This is a genomic window from Planosporangium thailandense (assembly GCF_011947195.1).
In the GTDB taxonomy this organism is placed as follows: Bacteria; Actinomycetota; Actinomycetes; order Mycobacteriales; family Micromonosporaceae; genus Planosporangium; species Planosporangium thailandense.
In genome coordinates this window covers 79,400-92,357 of sequence record NZ_JAATVY010000002.1, presented here as the reverse complement: position 1 = coordinate 92,357, position 12,958 = coordinate 79,400, and the positions used below count along the sequence as shown (strand labels likewise).

13 protein-coding genes are annotated in these 12,958 nt (G+C 71.9%); 6 read left to right on the top strand and 7 right to left on the bottom strand.

The features are described from left to right. Window positions 1-29 precede the first annotated feature (29 nt). From HC031_RS03195 to pdhA, 6 genes are all read right to left on the bottom strand, one after another. Complete coding sequence (locus HC031_RS03195) at window positions 30-716, bottom strand: helix-turn-helix transcriptional regulator (RefSeq protein WP_167923642.1); 687 nt, start codon at window positions 714-716, stop codon at window positions 30-32. 197 nt (window positions 717-913) lie between these two features. Continuing rightward, a complete protein-coding gene (locus tag HC031_RS03190) occupies window positions 914-2,341 on the bottom strand; it encodes an LppU/SCO3897 family protein (protein WP_167923641.1) in 1,428 nt (475 codons plus the stop codon). A gap of 411 nt (window positions 2,342-2,752) precedes the next feature. Continuing rightward, window positions 2,753-2,884, bottom strand: coding sequence for a hypothetical protein (locus HC031_RS33770; protein ID WP_277349621.1), 132 nt, complete (start codon window positions 2,882-2,884; stop codon window positions 2,753-2,755). A gap of 238 nt (window positions 2,885-3,122) precedes the next feature. After that, a complete protein-coding gene (locus tag HC031_RS03185) occupies window positions 3,123-4,532 on the bottom strand; it encodes a dihydrolipoamide acetyltransferase family protein (protein WP_167923640.1) in 1,410 nt (469 codons plus the stop codon). A 2-nt stretch (window positions 4,533-4,534) separates the two neighbouring features. Then, a complete protein-coding gene (locus HC031_RS03180) occupies window positions 4,535-5,518 on the bottom strand; it encodes an alpha-ketoacid dehydrogenase subunit beta (RefSeq protein ID WP_167924012.1) in 984 nt (327 codons plus the stop codon). Then, window positions 5,515-6,654: a pyruvate dehydrogenase (acetyl-transferring) E1 component subunit alpha gene (pdhA, locus tag HC031_RS03175; protein WP_167923639.1), complete on the bottom strand. Its 1,140-nt coding sequence runs from the start codon at window positions 6,652-6,654 to the stop codon at window positions 5,515-5,517. The genes HC031_RS03180 and pdhA overlap by 4 nt, the downstream gene beginning before the upstream one ends. Before the next feature lie 451 nt (window positions 6,655-7,105). Between pdhA and HC031_RS03170 the strand changes: the two genes are divergently transcribed. The 3 genes from HC031_RS03170 to HC031_RS03160 all read left to right on the top strand — a co-directional run bounded on the left by HC031_RS03170 (window position 7,106) and on the right by HC031_RS03160 (window position 9,884). Continuing rightward, window positions 7,106-7,876 (top strand): hypothetical protein, encoded by a 771-nt coding sequence (locus tag HC031_RS03170; RefSeq protein ID WP_167923638.1) that lies wholly within the window; start codon window positions 7,106-7,108, stop codon window positions 7,874-7,876. A gap of 113 nt (window positions 7,877-7,989) precedes the next feature. Further along, complete coding sequence (locus tag HC031_RS03165; protein WP_205862208.1) at window positions 7,990-8,583, top strand: GNAT family N-acetyltransferase; 594 nt, start codon at window positions 7,990-7,992, stop codon at window positions 8,581-8,583. A gap of 122 nt (window positions 8,584-8,705) precedes the next feature. Further along, on the top strand, window positions 8,706-9,884 hold the full coding sequence (locus HC031_RS03160) for a DUF4192 domain-containing protein (protein WP_167923637.1): 1,179 nt from the start codon (window positions 8,706-8,708) through the stop codon (window positions 9,882-9,884). Between the two features lie 3 nt (window positions 9,885-9,887). Here HC031_RS03160 and fdhD read toward each other — a convergent pair whose 3' ends face one another. Further along, a complete protein-coding gene (gene fdhD, locus HC031_RS03155; RefSeq protein ID WP_167923636.1) occupies window positions 9,888-10,739 on the bottom strand; it encodes a formate dehydrogenase accessory sulfurtransferase FdhD in 852 nt (283 codons plus the stop codon). Between the two features lie 59 nt (window positions 10,740-10,798). Between fdhD and mobA the strand changes: the two genes are divergently transcribed. From mobA to HC031_RS03140, 3 genes are all read left to right on the top strand, one after another. Next, on the top strand, window positions 10,799-11,455 hold the full coding sequence (gene mobA / locus HC031_RS03150) for a molybdenum cofactor guanylyltransferase (protein ID WP_338090462.1): 657 nt from the start codon (window positions 10,799-10,801) through the stop codon (window positions 11,453-11,455). Next, window positions 11,452-11,706, top strand: coding sequence for a DUF6457 domain-containing protein (locus HC031_RS03145; protein WP_167923634.1), 255 nt, complete (start codon window positions 11,452-11,454; stop codon window positions 11,704-11,706). The genes mobA and HC031_RS03145 overlap by 4 nt, the downstream gene beginning before the upstream one ends. A gap of 126 nt (window positions 11,707-11,832) precedes the next feature. Continuing rightward, window positions 11,833-12,924 carry a YbjN domain-containing protein gene (locus HC031_RS03140; RefSeq protein WP_167923633.1) on the top strand — a complete coding sequence of 364 codons (1,092 nt, stop codon included), beginning with the start codon at window positions 11,833-11,835 and terminating at the stop codon, window positions 12,922-12,924. Window positions 12,925-12,958: the final 34 nt, after the last annotated feature.

The following is a 12,958-nucleotide window of genomic DNA, read 5'->3' as shown; positions in this document are numbered from 1 at the left end:
CGGTGTTGGCGCACCGTGGCCAGAGGCTCCTAATCGTTACTGTGGCCGTCGAGCCAGGTGGTTCCCTCCTTGATCATGTCGGCGACCCGGGCTGCGACCTCTTCTCGCGGCAGCCCGGAGTTTCGGAGTTCGTCCATGCGGCGCCAGAAGTCGACACCGGTCAACTCTCCGGATTTGAGCTCGTCGACCAGCGTCCGGATGTACCGGATCTCCGCCTTGAGGAGCGCCTGCCTGAACTCGGATTCGATCAGAAGCAGTCGCGGGAAACCCTGGTCGCGGGCGTTCGCCAACATGGCGTCCCCGGTCTGCATGATGTCCGTTTGGCGGCGCAGCCGGGATTCCAGCAGCCTGATCGCGTCCTCGAGGGGGAGCGTGGGCAGCAGGGAGAGCGCGGCCTCGAACTGGGGGAACTCCTTGACCGGCTGGGCGACCAGATCGCTCAACCAGTCGATCATCTCTGCCTTGCCGGCCGCTGTGAGGGCGTAGACCGTCCGCTCCGGGCGCCGGCCCGAGCGCACGACCTCCTGGGTCGTGACGAGTCCCCGCTTGCGGAGTGACTCGATCACTGAGTACAGCGAGCCGTAGTTGAGCTTGATGCTGTCTTCCTTGCCCCGCTCGCGGAGCGTGCTGGACATCTCGTACGGGTGCATCGGGCGCTCGTAGAGCAGTGTGAGCACGGCGAGCGCCAGCGGATTGGTCCGGCCACGGCTCGCCACGATGCGCCCTCCCTTCACTACCCTGGCTCAAATACTCTGGGTCGAGTATTTGAGCCAGGATAGCGACGTGTCAAGTGGGTTCCGAACGACAACGGTGGTTCCCTGCCGCGAGGCATGCAGACGACAGGCGGTCGTGGACGCTGACGCGTCCACGACCGCCTGTGTGGAGTGGATCTTCCCTGAGGCCGTGTCCCGGCCTACTTCTGGTTGGCCGGCCGCAGGCAGAGGACATCGTCCTTGCCGTTGTTGTGGGAAATGACGACGAAGGGCTGGTTGGCGTCCGGGCACTGGTTCTGCTGCGAGACCTTGTTGACGACCTTGTAAGCGCCGCTGTCCGAGCAGGACGCCTTGACCGCCTTGCTGCCGCTCTGCTTCACGCAGTCGTTGATCGCGAAGCTTGTGCTCGATCCGCGCATCGCCAGCGTGACCGCCGTGCCGATCGCGGCGAGCACGGCGATCGCCGCGACCAGCGCGAGGATCAGCAGGAGGCGCTTCTTGCCACCCTCCGGCTCGGCGTCCGGCGCAGCACCGGCGTCGTCCGTCGACGCTGGGTCGCCGTAGCCCTGCTGCCCGTACCCCTGAGGCCCGTAGCCCTGGGGGCCGTACCCCTGCTGCCCGTAGCCCTGAGGGGCGTACCCCTGCTGCTCGTAGCCCTGAGGGCTGTACCCCTGCTGGTCGTACCCCTGCTGGTCGTAGCCCTGCTGGTCGTAGCCCTGCGCCGGCGGGGCGCTCGGCGTGCCGTAGACGTTGGTCGGCATCTCGCGCTGCGGCTCGAACGGAGGAACCGGGAACCCCACCGGGTCCTGCGCGGGGTAAGTCTCGCCCGGCGACCCGTACGGCTGCGCCGGGTTGATGGCCTGGGTCTCGTGGCCGTACTCCCGGGCGTTGAACGCCTGGGTCTGGTGGCCGTACTCCTGCGCCGGGTTGAACGCCTGGGTCGGCGGGTTGGGGACGTACGCCTGCGCGGGCGACCCGTATGGCGGCTGCTCCGGACTGGCCGGGCTGAAAGGCGACTGCTCCGGGCTGAAAGGCGGCTCAGGGTTGAACGGCGGCTGCTCCGGGTTGAAAGCCTGCGTCGCCTGGCCGTACGGCTGCCCGGGTTCGAACGCCTGGGGCGGTTGGGCAGGGTCGAACGCCTGGGGCGGTTGGGCAGGGTCGAACGCCTGGGGCGGCGGGGCGTACTCGTGCTCGGACGGTCCGTATCCCTGTGGCGGCTGTCCGGCCGGGGCGAACCCGGGGAAGCTGCCGGCTGGCGGGCTCACCTGGGCATGTCCGGCGGCTGGCGAGACGGGGGCGGGTGGCGGTACCTGCGCGTACCCGGCGCTGGGTGAGACAGGTGCGGGGGGCGGTACCTGGGCGTACCCGGCGCCGGGCGAGACGGGGGTCGGTGGCGGTGGCGGTGGAACCTGTGCGTAGCCGGCGGGCGGCATGCCCGGAACCTGGGCCGATCCGGTCGGCCGCGGCGGCACGGAAGCGCTGCCGGACGCCGGGGGCGGTGGCATGTAGCCCTGCGGTGGCGGGCCGGCGGGCGGGTACGGGCCGGGCCGGCCGTTCTGCTCGCCCTGTTGCGCCTGCCACCCGTCGTGCTCGTCGCCCGCCGCCGGTGGCATGGGGGGCTGCGCCATAGGTGGCTGCGGCGCGGGGGGCTGTGGCATGGAGGACTGCACCGACGCGCTTCCCCTGGCCTGCGGTACCGACGCGCGGGCACGTGCCGTGCCGCCCCCCTCGGTGGCCTTGGGCTCATCCTGGTCGGGCGTGCCCGCCCACGGTGAGCCGGCACCCGCATAACCTTCCGCCGGCTCGTGGCCGGTAGGGCTCGCGTCGTGCGACATGCGTGCCTCCTCCATCGCGTACCTGACCGCCCTCCCGGGGGATCGGGTCCCGTCGGCGACGGCGTCCTCGTCGTCGGGAAGGCGGCAGTGCTCAACCTACCTGGGGCCGACCACCGCTGGGGTGGAGGTGTCGCTATCGCACCCAAAAGCCGTCGACCCGACAGGCGATGCCTGGTCGGGTCGACGGCTTCAGGAGGGATGAGGTCAGCGGCTGGCGAGCTCCATCAGCTCGGCCCGGACGGCGCGCGAGTTGATTTCGGCAAGGGCACGCTCGATCGCCTCGCGGCGACGGGCGGTGTTGCGCCGGGCGCGGTACCGGTCAATCAAGGTGCTCATTGTGTTCGCTCCTGCTCGGACTGTTCGGGGTGTTTCCATTACAGCCCATCCGCAGCGCGAATTCCATCGATTATTAGGTGATCTCGCGCACGTACCGAAGATTCTGAGGTTGCTTGGCCGTATCGCCTCAGTTACTAAAGAGTGCCGGAGAAGTGAAACGGCCCCCGTGTCCGGTTTGCGAACCGGGCACGGGAGCCGTTGTCGAGCGGGCGCCAGCCGGGCGGCTGACGTGAGGTGGTCAGCCCCAGGCGAGCAGGGCCGCTTCCGGGTCGGTCAGGAACGCACCGACGTCACGGAGGAACTTCGAACCCAGCTCCCCGTCGATGATCCGGTGGTCGAACGACAGGCCGAGCGTGGTGACCTGCCGCGGCTTGACCTTCCCCTTGTGCACCCACGGCATCTCGCGGACCGCGCCGAAGGCCAGGATCGCGGACTCACCTGGCGGAAGGATCGGCGTTCCGGTGTCCACTCCGAACACGCCCACGTTGGTGATGGTGAACGTGCCGCCGCTCATGTCGGCCGGTGAGGTCCGCCCCTCCTTCGCGGTGGTGACCAGGGCGGTCATGGCGTCGGCCAGCTCACGCAGGGTGAGCCGGCCGGCGTCCTTGATGTTGGGAACGATCAGGCCTCGTTCGGTCGCCGCCGCGATGCCGAGGTTGACGTACTCCTTGACGACGATCGCCTCGCCTGCCCAGGTCGAGTTGATCATGGGGTACCGCTTGATGGCGGCCATGACCGCCTTGGCGACCAGCAGCAGGGGCGAGACCCGTACGTCGCGCCAGTCGGGCATCTCGCGCAGTCGGTCGAGCGCCCGCATCGAGCGGGTCACGTCGACGGTGAGGAACTCGGTGACGTGCGGCGCCGTGAACGCGCTGGCCACCATGTTCTCCGCGGTCAGCTTGCGGACGCCCTTGACCGGGATGCGCTGCTCCCGATCCGGCCCGAAGCTCGCGGCCGTCGCCGCCACCGGCGCGGCCGTCGGGGCCGCGGGCCGCACGGCCTCCTGCACGTCCTCCCGGGTGATCGAACCGTTAGGGCCGGTGCCGGTCAGGGCGAACAGGTCGACACCGAGGTCCTTGGCGAGCTTGCGTACCGGCGGCTTGGCGAGCGGCCGGTCGACCGTGACGGTCCCGTTGGCCGCTCCGCCCGTGGCCTTGCTCTCGCTCCCGCCCGTGGCCTTGCTCTCGCTCCCGCCCGTGGCCTTGCTCTCGCTCCCGTCGGTCCGGCGCGCGCGCCGCTTGGCGGCCGTGGTCCGCGGGCCGTACCCGACGAGCACCGGGGTACGCCCGCCGCCGGTCATACCGGGCTCGACCATGCCCTCGGCGGGGGCGACGGTCACGGCGGCCAGGGACTCGGCCGACGGAGCGGGACGCCCGGCCGGCTCATCCACCGGGCCCGCCCCCGGAGCGGTGTCGATCGCGATGATCGGGGTGCCGACCTCGACCGTCTCGCCCTCGGCGTGGAAGATGGCGCTGACCTGGCCGGCCCACTTCGCCGGGATCTCGACCGCCGCCTTCGCGGTCTCCACCTCGACGATCGGCTGGTTGAGCTCGATGGTGTCGCCGACGTTCACCAGCCACTTCAGGATCTCGCCCTCGGTGAGGCCCTCGCCGAGGTCGGGCAGGGGGAACTCCTTGATGCGCGACATCGTCACCACCCGAACGTCCGGTCGACGCCGTCGAGCACGCGGTCGAGGTCGGGCAGGTACTCGTCCTCGACCCGGGCCGCCGGGTACGGCGTGTCGAACCCGGTGACGCGCAGCACCGGCGCTTCGAGCGAGTAGAAGCAGCGCTCGGTCACGCGGGCCGCGACCTCGGCGCCCAGGCCCAGGTTGGACGGTGCCTCGTGGACCACGACCAGCCGGCCGGTCCTGCGGACCGACTCGTAGACCGGCTCCAGGTCCAACGGCGACAGTGAACGCAGGTCGATCACCTCGAGTGAGCGTTCGCCCTCGACGGCGGTCGCCGCGTCCAGCGCGGTGCGCACCATCGGACCGTACGCGACGACGGTGCAGTCGGTGCCGGGCCGTACGACCCGCGCGGCGTGCAGCGGGAAGGAGGCGGCCGGGCGGTCCGTGTCGACCTCGCCCTTCTCCCAGTACCGCCGCTTGGGCTCCAGGAACACGATCGGGTCGTCGGAGGCGATGGCCTGCTGGATCATCCAGTACGCGTCGGCCGGGCTGGCGCACGAGACGACCTTGAGCCCGGCGGTGTGGGCGAAGTAGGCCTCGGGGGACTCGGAGTGGTGCTCGACCGCGCCGATGCCGCCACCGAACGGAATGCGGATCACGATCGGCATCTTGACCTTGCCCCGTGACCGGTAGTGCATCTTCGCGACCTGGGACACGATCTGGTCGTACGCGGGGTACACGAACCCGTCGAACTGGATCTCGCAGACCGGCCGGTACCCGCGGATCGCCAGGCCGACGGCGGTGCCGATGATGCCGGACTCGGCCAGCGGCGTGTCGATGACGCGTTCTTCGCCGAAGTCCTTCTGCAGGCCGTCGGTGATGCGGAAGACGCCGCCGAGCTTGCCGACGTCCTCGCCCATGATGAGCACCTTGTCGTCGCACTCGAGGGCGCGCCGCAGGCCGGCGTTGAGGGCCTTGCCGAGGGTGAGGTTCTCGGTCATCAGTGCTCACTCCCCTCGAAGGACGCGAGGTACGTCGCGAACTGCTCACGTTCGGCGTCCAGCAGCGGCGACCCGTCGGCGTAGACGTGGTCGAACAGGGTCAGCGGCGCCGGGTTGGGCATGCTGAGCACCCGCTCGCGCAGGTGGATGCACTGCGCCCGGGCTTCCTCGTCGACCTGGTCGAAGAACGCGTCGTCCGCCAGCTTCTGCTTTTCCAGGAAGGCGCGTACCCGCTTGATCGGGTCCTTGGCCTGCCAGGCCTCGACCTCGCTGGCGATGCGGTAGCGGGTCGGGTCGTCGGAGGTGGTGTGCGCGCCCATGCGGTACGTGTACGCCTCGATCAGGGTCGGGCCCTGGCCCTGCCGTGCGTTGTCGAGGGCGTCGCGGGTGACCGCGTACACGGCGAGCACGTCGTTGCCGTCGACGCGGACGCCGGGGAAACCGAAGCCGGCAGCGCGCTGGAACAGCGGAACCCGGGTCTGGCGCTCAAGGGGCTCCGAGATCGCGTACTGGTTGTTCTGGCAGAAGAAGACGATGGGAGCGTTGAACACGCTCGACCAGACGAACGCCTCGTTCACGTCGCCCTGGCTGGTCGCGCCGTCGCCGAAGTAGGCGATGACGGCTTCCCCGTCCGGGCCGCCGACCTTGCCGTCCTTGGCCACGCCCATGGCGTACCCGGTGGCGTGCAGCGTCTGGGCGCCGATGACGATCGTGTACATGTTGAACTTGAACTCGTTGGGGTCCCACGCGCCCTGGTCGACGCCGCGGAACAGGCCGAGCGGCATGATCGGGTCGATGCCCCGGCAGTAGAGCACGCCGTGCTCACGGTACGTGGGGAACACCATGTCCTGGGGCTGCAGCGCGCGGCCGGAGCCGACCTGGGCCGCCTCCTGGCCCAGCAAGCTGGCCCACAGGCCCAGCTCGCCCTGCCGCTGAAGGGCGGTCGCCTCGGCGTCCAACCGGCGGACGATGACGAGGTCGCGGTAGAGGTCGCGATATTCCGCATCGGTGAAGTCGACCGAATACGTGGGGTGGTCGACCCTCTCCCCCTCGGGGGTGAGCAGCTGCACGAACTCCGGCGCGGGCGTGGGTTTCGCCCCGCCCCTCGTCCGGGCCGGGGCTGCGTTGCCCTTAGCCATCCGTTTCTCCCTGTCGTGTCTCGCGTCGGCAACGGGTTGGCCTTGCCGACCCAGCGGGTTGCGAGCTGGCGCGGCCGGCCCGGTCGGGGCGGTGCGCAGCTTCGGACGCGGCGGGACTTCGCGGCACCCGTCGCGTCCGGGAGCGACGGCCCCGGAGCGTTGCTCGCAGGGTATGCGGGCTCCGTCCGGTGTCGTCGCCATCAGCATGGCAGACGGGGTGACGATCCCCACAGTGTGGATCGGTGATCTCTGGGTTGTATGTGATCGTGGATGCCCACAAACCAGTGTGGTTCGGGACATTCGGAAAGTCACGTCGGTAGCGCCGAGTCGTGAAAGCGGTACGCACGTTGAACATAGTGGGCTGGCCTCGTCGCTCCCGGTGTTAGCCGGAGCGGCACCCCCGCCGCGCGGGCGCCGAGGCGAGCGCCCGGCACCCCGAAGGAGTCCTCCCGTGTACGCCACGGAGCCACGCCAAATTGTCCGGCACCGTGCCAAGGGTCGGTACCTGGTCCGGCACCGCGCCAAGCGACAGCGCGTCACGTCCGTCGCCCGCCCCTACCCGATGGTCGCCGCGGTACTCGTCGGGCTCGCGTCCGTCCCGATGCTGGCCGCCGTGTTGGCCGGGTCGGCAGAGCTCAACCCCACGTCCGCGCCACGGTCGCCGATGGTGGCCGACCAGTCGCCGGTACCGGTCGTGGTCTCCGGTACCGGCGGCGCCACGGCCGCGCCGTCCGCCGCGTCGGCGCCCGGCCCGTCACCCGACCCGACCACCGGCGTGATGCCCGAAACCACGGCCCAGGCGGCGGCGACGCCCGGCCCGGTGACGCAGGAGCCCACCGCGCAACCTCGCCGAAGCCCGGCGGGTACGGGCGGATTCGGCCAGCATCCCGGCTCCGGGCGGCAGCCGTCCACGCCGGCGCAGACCTCCAGCGGCGGTCAGTCGGAGCCCGCTCCGTCGCACTCCGGGGGGAACTCCTCGGGCGGCGGCGCTCCGTCCCTGCCGCTACCGACCCTCCCACCGCCTCCGTTGCCGTTGCCGCTGCCCACGCCGACCCTGACCGGCACCCTGCCGACCATCCCCGGCACCCTGCCGACCGTCCCCGGCATCCTGCCGAGCCTGACGGACGCCTCGGCCCCGACGTCGGCCGGCCGCGTCACGGGAACCGTCGTGGGCGGGCTCGGCGACCTGCTGGGAGTGGATGGTCTGCGCGGTGGACGGTGACCGACGGTCCTGACGCTGCCCGCTGACCCCGCCGGCGCGGAGTGCCTGATGTCGGGAAACGTGGCGGGCAGGAAACGGTGCCGCAGGCCCTGCGATGGGGTCACTATGAGCGCATGACGCAGACTCTTCCGCCTACGCGAGGAGCGGACGCGATCGTGATCCGGGGATATCGGCCGACCGACCACAGCGCCTGCCGGCGGCTGTGGGCCGAGTTGACGTCCGAGCACCACCGGTTCTATCCAGGGGCGGAGCCGGTTCCGGCTGCCGCGCCGTCGGCGGGGGGCGAGGCCGGCGGTCCGGCCGGCCCGGCCGAGGCCACGAGCGGCGCCGGCTTCGAGGAGTACCTGACCCGCCTGGACCTGTCCGGTATGTGGGTGGCGCAGCTGGCCGACCAGGGGGTGGTCGGCTTCATCGGGCTGATCCTGCAGGGCCGGGCCGGTGCCGTCGACCCGGTCGTGGTCACCGCCGGACACCGTGGTCAGGGCATCGGCCGGGCATTGATCGCGTACGTGGCCGAGCAGGCCCGCCGCCGGAATCTGCGGGAGCTGACCATCTCGCCCGCCCTGCGCAACCTGGAGGCGATCCAGCGCCTGCAGCGGGCCGGGTTCGACGCGGTGGCGACGGTGACCCTGGCCCTCGATCTGACCGACCACAACGGCCGGTGGCGGGACGGGATCGACCTCCACGGCGTTCGCTTCCGCTACTGACCGCGCTCCTTTACCGGGCCGCGTGGTCGGGTTCAACCACCGGCCGACGATCTGTGGACGAGTTGTCCACAGAAGAAGCCGCTCATGTCCGTCCGGGCGTGGCGCGGGCAGGCTCGACGGTCATGAGCTTCCTGACCTCTCGCATCACCCTGCACACGCCGACCGACCTGCTGGCGGCCGTGCCCTACCTGCTCGGCTTCCACCCCACCGACAGCGTCGTGATCGTCGGGCTTTCCGGCACGCGGGTGGTGTTCACCGCGCGTGCCGATCTGCCGCCGCCGGAAGCGCCACCCGACCAGGCTGTGGCACTCGCCGACCAGTTCGGCGAGACGATCGCCGGCCAGCGCGTCGACACCGCGCTGATCATCGGGTACGGCCCGGCGGCGTCCGTCACAAGGACCGTGTTCCCGCTGCGCGACGCGTTACGCGGATACGGCGTGTCGATCGGCGAGATGCTGCGCGTCGAGGGCGGGCGCTACTGGTCCTACCTGTGCGATTCGGCGCGGTGCTGCCCGGCCGAGGGCACCCCGTACGACATCGCCGGCACCGAGGTGGCCGCCGCGGCGACGTACGCCGGCCACGTCGCGCTGCCCGACCGGGCGGCGCTGGAGCGCGCGCTGACGCCGGTCGAGGGGGCTGAACGCGAGGCGATGGCACGCGCCACGGAGCGGGCGGCCCGGGACCTCGCCGCCGAGCTGAGCCGGAGCGCCCAGCCGGACCGGAGCGCCCAGCCGGACCGGAGCGCCGAGCCGGACCGGAGCGCCGAGCCGGACCGGAGTGCCGAGCCGGACCGGAGTGCGGAGCCGGACCGGAGTGCGGAGCCGGACCGGCGCGCCGGGCGGCGGCGCGGCGGTGACCGGCGCCGCGCCGCGGTGCGGGCCCTGGCCCTGGGCGTGCACAGGTACGCCGCCGGCGGCCGTCTCACCGACGAGGAGGTCGCCCGCCTGAGCCTGCTCGTCGTGCACGTCGACCTGCGCGACCTGTGCTGGTCGCGGATCACTGTCGCGGGCGAGCGGCTGCAGGCGCATCTGGAACTGTGGCGCGACGTCACCCGCCGGGCGCGCGAGGACCTGGTGGCGGCTCCCGCCACGCTTCTCGGATACGCGGCCTGGCGATCCGGCAACGGGGCACTGGCCTGGGTCGCGGTGCAGCGCGCGCTGGCGGCCAACCCCGGGTACTCGTTGGCGCAGCTGCTCGGGGAGGCCCTGGACCGGGCGATCCCGCCGTCGCTGCTCGATGAGCGCACCGCCCACCGGGGCGGGCGGCGACGCAACCGGCGGCGGTCCGCACCGACCGGCTGACCCTCAGTCGGTACTGATCCGCTGTGTGCCGGCGTACACGTTCATGCTCGTCCCGCGCAGAAAGCCGACCAGCCCGAGGCCGGCCTCCTTGGCCAGCTCGATCGCAAGGGTGCTCGGGGCGGACACCGCGGCGAGGATCGGAATGCCGGCCATGGTGGCCTTCTGGGTCAGCTCGAAGCTGGCCCGCCCGCTGACCATGAGCACGTGTCCGGCGAGAGGCAGGCGCCCCTCCCGGACCGCCCATCCGACCACCTTGTCCACCGCGTTGTGCCGGCCCACGTCCTCGCGGAGGCACACCAGCTTGCCCTCGGCGGTGAACAGGCCGGCCGCGTGCAGCCCGCCGGTGCGCTCGAAGCCGACCTGTCCCGCCCGGAGCCGGTCCGGCAGTTCGACGAGCAACCCGGCGGGGACCACCGTCGGGTCGGCCGTGACGTCGAAGCGGGAGCGGGTGCGCACCGCGTCGATGCTGGCCTTGCCGCAGATGCCGCACGAGGAGGTGGTGTAGAAGTTGCGGGTCGGATCGGTCTGCGGCGCGGCGACCCCGGGCGACAGCACGACGTCGACCACGTTGTACGTGTTCGGCGTGTCGTCGCCGGCGCACAGCTGGGCCGTGTGCACGTCGTCCGCGCCGCCGATGATGCCCTCGGTGAGCAGGAATCCGATCGCCAGGTCGAGGTCGTCACCCGGGGTGCGCATGGTCACCGCGAGGGGACTCCGCTTGCCCGGCCCGGCGGGGCCGACGCGGATCTCCAGCGGCTCCTCGGCCGCGACGCTGTCGGGGGACCGGCGGACCGATGGAACGGTGCCGGCGGTGTCGACGCGGGTCACCATGTGCCTGACGTTTCGGCGTGCCATTGGTCCATTCTGCGCACACCCGTTCGCGGACGCGGCGATCAGACCGGCAGACTGGACCGGTGACGGAGGGATACGCGGCGGTCGTGCTGGCCGGGGGCGAGAGCCGCCGGCTCGGCGGGCGCGACAAGCCGGGGCTGCCCGTCGGCGGCCGACCGATGCTGCGGCGCGTACTCGACGCCGTCGCCGACGCCGCGCCCCGGGTCGTGGTGGGCCCGGCCCGATCCGGGCTGCCGGCCGACGTGGTCCAGGCACGGGAACACCCGCCGGGCGGCGGCCCGGTCGCCGCGCTGGCAGCGGGCCTGGCCACCCTGGTCGCCGGATCGGGGCAGGTCGCCGGATCGGGGGAGGCTGCCGGATCGGGGAAGGCTGCCGGATCGGGGGAGGTCGCCGGCTTCGTCGCGGTTCTCGCCGCCGACCTGCCGTTCCTGACGGCTGCGGAGATCGGCGCGCTGCGCCGGGCGGCGGCGACCGGCGGGCTCGACGGCGCCGTCCTCGTCGACGCCGAGGGGCGCCAGCAGTGGCTGTGCGGGGTGTGGCGTACCGCTGCGCTCCGCGATCGGGTCGCCGAACTCGACCCACCTGCCGGCCGGTCCATGCGCGCCCTCATGTCCGGCCTTCGCGTACGTGGGGTCGACCACCCGGCGACCGCCTTCCCGCCGCCGTGGTACGACTGCGACACCGAAGACGACTACCGACGGGCCGAGGAGTGGACATGAGCGTGCTGGACGACTGGACGGCGCAGGTACGGGCGGCGCTGGAGCTGACCCCGGCCCACCCCGACGAGCACAAGCTGGTCCTCGACATCGCCCGTGACGTCGCCCACGGGGTGCTCCGGCCCGCCGCGCCGGTCTCGGCGTACCTGTTCGGCCTCGCGGTCGGGCGTGGCGCCGACCCGGTCGCGTCCGCCGCGGCGATCACCGAGCTCGCCGCCCGCTGGGCCGAGCAGCATCCCGCGGGCGAGGAGTGACCAGGACCGCCCACCCAGGGTGAGCGCGGCCGTGAGAACAGGTGAGCATCCCCACCGCCGATGAGCGAGCACAGGGCTGGCGCACGCCACTCGATAGGGTGTGGGCTTTGGGGGAGGGAGGCGACCATGACCGCTGAGCCGACGGACGCGACCGCTCCGCTGCCCGCAGAAGGGCTGCTGCTCGATGTGGAGGACACGAGCGCCGGCGCGGACCTGAAGGCCAAGGTGCGGGAGGCGTGGCAGGACTTCGCCCGTGCGCTCGCCATTGCCTTCCCGCAGTTGGCGCCCGGCACGGTCCTCGACATCACCCTCGACCCGACCGCCTCGGGCACCGGCGACGCCGTGTACGAGGTCCGCGTCACCGCCGGCGAGTCCGGTGCGCTGACCGCGGCGGCGGTAGGCAACGCCCTGCTGCCCGAGGGGTACCGGCTCGATCGCGCCGCGATCGGCGCCCTGGTCGCGTTGGGCTGGTCGCCTCCCGGGGTGCTGGACGCCTCCCGGGACTTCTTCGGCCTGCGGCTGCCCGCCTCCGACTCCGGTCGGCTTGCGGTCATCGTCTCCCGGACGCTGCGTGACGTGTACGGCGCGCCGCATCCGGCGTTTCTCACGTACGCCGCGAGCGACGCCGACGGTACGGCCGTGCCGGTCCCGGCGTTGGGCGCCGCGCGGCCGCTGGCCGTCGACGAACCGGGCGACCTGAGTGACGAGGCCGCCACCGACCGGGCGCTGGCCCGGTTCGGCGAGGACCTGGTCCGGCTGCCGCTCGCCGACCAGGTGGCGGCGGTGGTCGCGACGCTGCTCAAGACGACGCCGGACGCGCTGTCGGTGGACCCCGACGGCGACATCGGCATCCGGGCCGGCTCGGCGATGGTCTTCGTGCGGGTACGCGACAACCCGCCGCTGATCGACGTGTTCTCCCCGGTCCTGACCGAGGTCGAGCCGACCGAGCGGCTCTACGTCAAGCTGTCCGAGCTGACCAACCGGATGCCGATCGGCCGGCTGTACTGCACCAACGACACCGTGTGGGCGTCGGTGCCGGTGTTCGGCCGGGACTTTCAGCCCACCCACCTGATGCTCGCGGTCCAGGTCATGACCGGCCTCGCCGACGAGCTGGACGACCGGCTGCACGGCGAGTTCGGCGGCAAGAGGTTCTTCGGCGAGGGCGACAAGCCGGCGATCAGGCGCGGCGACGCCGAGAACACGGGCATGTACCTGTAGCCCTTCGGCGATCTTGGACACCTGACGGGCCTAT